Source organism: Acidovorax sp. K2F, assembly GCF_025246485.1.
Taxonomy (GTDB): domain Bacteria; phylum Pseudomonadota; class Gammaproteobacteria; order Burkholderiales; family Burkholderiaceae_C; genus Acidovorax; species Acidovorax delafieldii.
The window spans coordinates 1-3469 of sequence record NZ_JAOBSQ010000006.1; the positions used below are offsets into that span (position 1 = coordinate 1).

Below are 3469 nucleotides of genomic sequence, written 5' to 3' on the forward strand. Positions count from 1 at the left end.
GGTCAGTGCGTGTCGGGGCACGTGGCGCCAAAATCTACTCGCTACTGACGCCTTGGATCGCTCCTGTCGATCCCGACGACTACTAACCACCCACGGTGCCGGGAGAGGCCCAGGTTTCCAGAACACCAGGTTTCGGGGACTTTCAGCTCTCCAGGCCGCGCCGCATCGGGCCAGGGCTCTCACATCTCTTGAGGGCTGCCCGCTCTGACGAGTCGTCTATTTCCAGACGTTGCTCCAACACGACCACCTTGCACCCTCTGCCTAGGAGCCGAGGGGCATCGCTGCGTCTGCCGCTTGTCACGGGGATTCGCAGTCCTCGTGCATACCCACTTCATACCACCTCTGTGCCCAGTCCCTTGCGGCACGCATTTCCAACCACTCGAAAGGAGTCTTTATGCCAGTCATGACTTTTACCCCTGCCTTCATGGCGTCCGGTCTGGTGTGCCCTCCCGGGAAAACCAAGATCGAGTACAGCGTCGCGGACGAGCCTGGCTTGTTCGTCGAATGCCGTGCATCTGTGACTGCTGTTCCCACTTGGTACCTGCGTCAAAAGAATGACAAGGGCACCAACAGCTACACCAAGCTCGGGACGATCAAAGACGTGACCCTTGCCCAGGCCCGCAAGCAAGCTCGCCAGCTCAAGGCCGCTCATGTGCTGGCGCCCAAGCACTCGATCTCAGAGACATCGACCAGGGCCCCTTTGGACTCGATGACGTTCGACGTGTTCATGCGCGAACACTACATGCCTCATGCGATTTCTCACAAACGTTCCGCCAAGAAGGATGAGCAGCTGTACCGCCTGCACCTTGCGCCCACGTTCAAGGACATGCCCCTGAATGCGATCTCCCGGCGGGAGGTGGAGGTGTTCCACCGGGCGTTCCTGCAAAAGCAAAGCCCTGCCTCAGCGGATCACTGCATCAAGCTGATGCGCCGTGCATTGAACCTCGCCGTGCAATGGGAGTTCATCGAAAAGAACGTGCTCAAGGGCATCAAGCTGTTCATGGTGGACAACCAGGTCGAGAACTACCTCGACGAAACGCAGCTAGAGCAACTGCTGCATGTGCTGCGCACCGATCGCAACCGCACGGTTTGCCTGATCCTGATGTTTTTGCTGAGTACGGGTGCCCGCCTGAACGAGGGGCTCACCGCCACCTGGAAGAATATCAATATCGAGCGGGGCGTGTGGAAGGTAGAGGCCAGCTTGTCCAAATCCAAGAAGCCACGGCCCATCCCGTTGAACGACTCGGCCTTGTGGGTGCTGGAACAGTTGGAGTCGCAAGGGCAATCGCAGTATCTGTTCCCCTCACCCGTGACAGGCAAGCCGTACACCGCCATTACCCGGGCGTGGTATCGGCTGCGCAAGAAGGCGGGAGTCAACATCCGCATTCACGACCTACGGCACACCTTTGCGTCGTTCCTGGTCTCGCGTGGGCGGAGCCTGTTCGAAGTTCAGCAGATACTTGGGCATAGCGATCCCAAGGTGACCATGCGGTACGCGCACCTATCGGCAAAGGCGCTGCAAGAAGCCGCGAATGCAGGGTCGATGATCGTCAAGAAGGCTGCGTAAAAGCGGTGGGCGCCCTGGTTTCCCTTGTGGGGCCGGGGCGTCAGAGTATTCATTTTGGAGGGGTAATGAGGGGCAAAAACAAAGAACAGCGACAGGCAAAACAGTTCGTGGATACGAATAGCTCTCCGAGCGTTGTTGGTGATGGCGCACGAGAGCCGGGGCACCTAGCAGAGTCGCCTGTTGCAACGCCAGATCACAGTCGTGGCGGGTCGTATGGGAGAGAGTCACCGCTTCAACTTCTGTTGACCGTCCTTCCGGTTCTTTCAGCAGTGCTTTACCTCGTGGGCACGGTGTATCACGAGAGCTATCTGAGAGCCTTCGGCGTGGAAGAGTCCATGTTCCCGCTCCAGATAGACAGAGTGTGGCTGTATGGATTCATGTCTCTTTTGACGCTTGGACTTGGTCCCATGCTGACTGGTGTGTCTATCGTGGCTCTAGTGTTCGCTGTTGTGATGACCGCGGCTGTGCTTTCCTCATTTCCGAAAGTTCAACGTCTTCAAACGCTGGCATTGCAGCGGATACGTTCCAAAGTGGTCGCGATGCCAAACACGCCTACCCCCGCCTTGATTAGGTTTGTGGAGAAAGGGGGGGTTCTCTACTTTTATGTCGCCGGCTTCTTCTTTATCGTGGTGGCACTGGTTGTCGCCATTCTGCTATCTTCTGATGCAGGGGAAAAGGCTGCTGAAGGTGACAAAAACAGTTGGTCAGAAGGCACCCACCGTACGGCTGTTGTGAACATCGAAGGAAAGCCCACGTTTACGGCCTTTCAGGTGACATGTGGAGCAACCCACTGTGCTTTTTGGACCGGCAGCGAAACTCGACTTTTAAGGCATGAGCAGGTGGTAAGTTTGCTTGTCTCTCCGGCAAAGAAGATGGCCGAGAAGTCATCTAAGTAGATAAAAAGCCTTCAAGGAATTCGGGGCGATCCACTCCGCAACCGGCCAGCAGCGGAGTCTCAGAAGCAGCGTTTGCATAGGCTGGAAACGGTAGTAAAGCAGCGGTGAGGCGCACGCTTCCTTCGTCGCGGTGTCCCCCCTTGCTGCGGCGGCCCTCAGTGCGTGCGCGCTTAGGTCCATTTCAGGCGGTGGCACTATTCCCAGGATCGCCAATCGGCTACTAGGCGGAGATTCCGATCCCCGGGTACCCTTCGGCTGAGTATCCAGTGTCACCTCAAGGAGCCCAACCACTAATGCCAATCTGGAATTCCGAGCATGTATGGGACGAACAGTCCAAAGGTTTAAAGCTCTTTCGTGGATTTCCGATTCGGGTCAGCGAAGAGACAGTCACTTTCGGCTCCCCTGAGGAGCGGACGCCTGTGAATATGCCGCCGCTGGTGCAGCTTGAGATTGATAACTGGTTTGAAGCACGATTCGGTGTTCGATTTCGTCAGCGATCGATTTTTTCTACGGGATCCCTCGATGTGGCGCGCGACTATGCTCGCGACACGGGGGAGGTAAGGGCGCTACGCCCATTAGCCGATTTTTGCTTCTGTTGGAGTCCGCTGTGCGGGGACCTCTATGGCGCATATATGGATTCGCATTCGAGCGAAACAATTCCGACGCTGCTGGGCCGGCTTGAGTTCAGATGCGATGACATCCACTCAGCGCTTCTTTCCGAGAACGAAGTCATGCTAGTTTGCAGCAGTGTTCAGGCAACGACTCTGTTCAATGCCAAAAGCTAAAGAGGAAGAAGTGACTGACAACATGCCCGCGCCAAACAAGAGCACCGCGCTCATCAGAATGCTGGGAATAGCCACGCTGGGCAATCGCTATCGCGCGGACTACAGAATCGGCAGTTCCTTCGGAGGTGCAACATTCTCAGGGACGGATACCACGAATGGCACCCAAGTCTTCATGAAGTATCTCATCTGCCCGCGCGGCGACGGCGAGAGAGCGAAGTTTG

4 protein-coding genes are annotated in these 3469 nt (G+C 56.6%); all 4 read left to right on the forward strand.

From position 1 onward, the window contains the following. Positions 1 to 424: 424 nt before the first annotated feature. Positions 425 to 1567: a site-specific integrase gene (locus tag N4G42_RS02310; protein WP_260666008.1), complete on the forward strand. Its 1143-nt coding sequence runs from the start codon at positions 425 to 427 to the stop codon at positions 1565 to 1567. A gap of 242 nt (positions 1568 to 1809) precedes the next feature. Continuing rightward, positions 1810 to 2463 carry a hypothetical protein gene (locus N4G42_RS02315; RefSeq protein ID WP_260666009.1) on the forward strand — a complete coding sequence of 218 codons (654 nt, stop codon included), beginning with the start codon at positions 1810 to 1812 and terminating at the stop codon, positions 2461 to 2463. 293 nt (positions 2464 to 2756) lie between these two features. Then, on the forward strand, positions 2757 to 3248 hold the full coding sequence (locus N4G42_RS02320; protein WP_260666010.1) for a hypothetical protein: 492 nt from the start codon (positions 2757 to 2759) through the stop codon (positions 3246 to 3248). Beyond that, on the forward strand, positions 3235 to 3469 hold a 235-nt coding region (locus tag N4G42_RS02325; RefSeq protein ID WP_260666011.1), incomplete at its 3' end, for a hypothetical protein. The genes N4G42_RS02320 and N4G42_RS02325, both read left to right, overlap by 14 nt.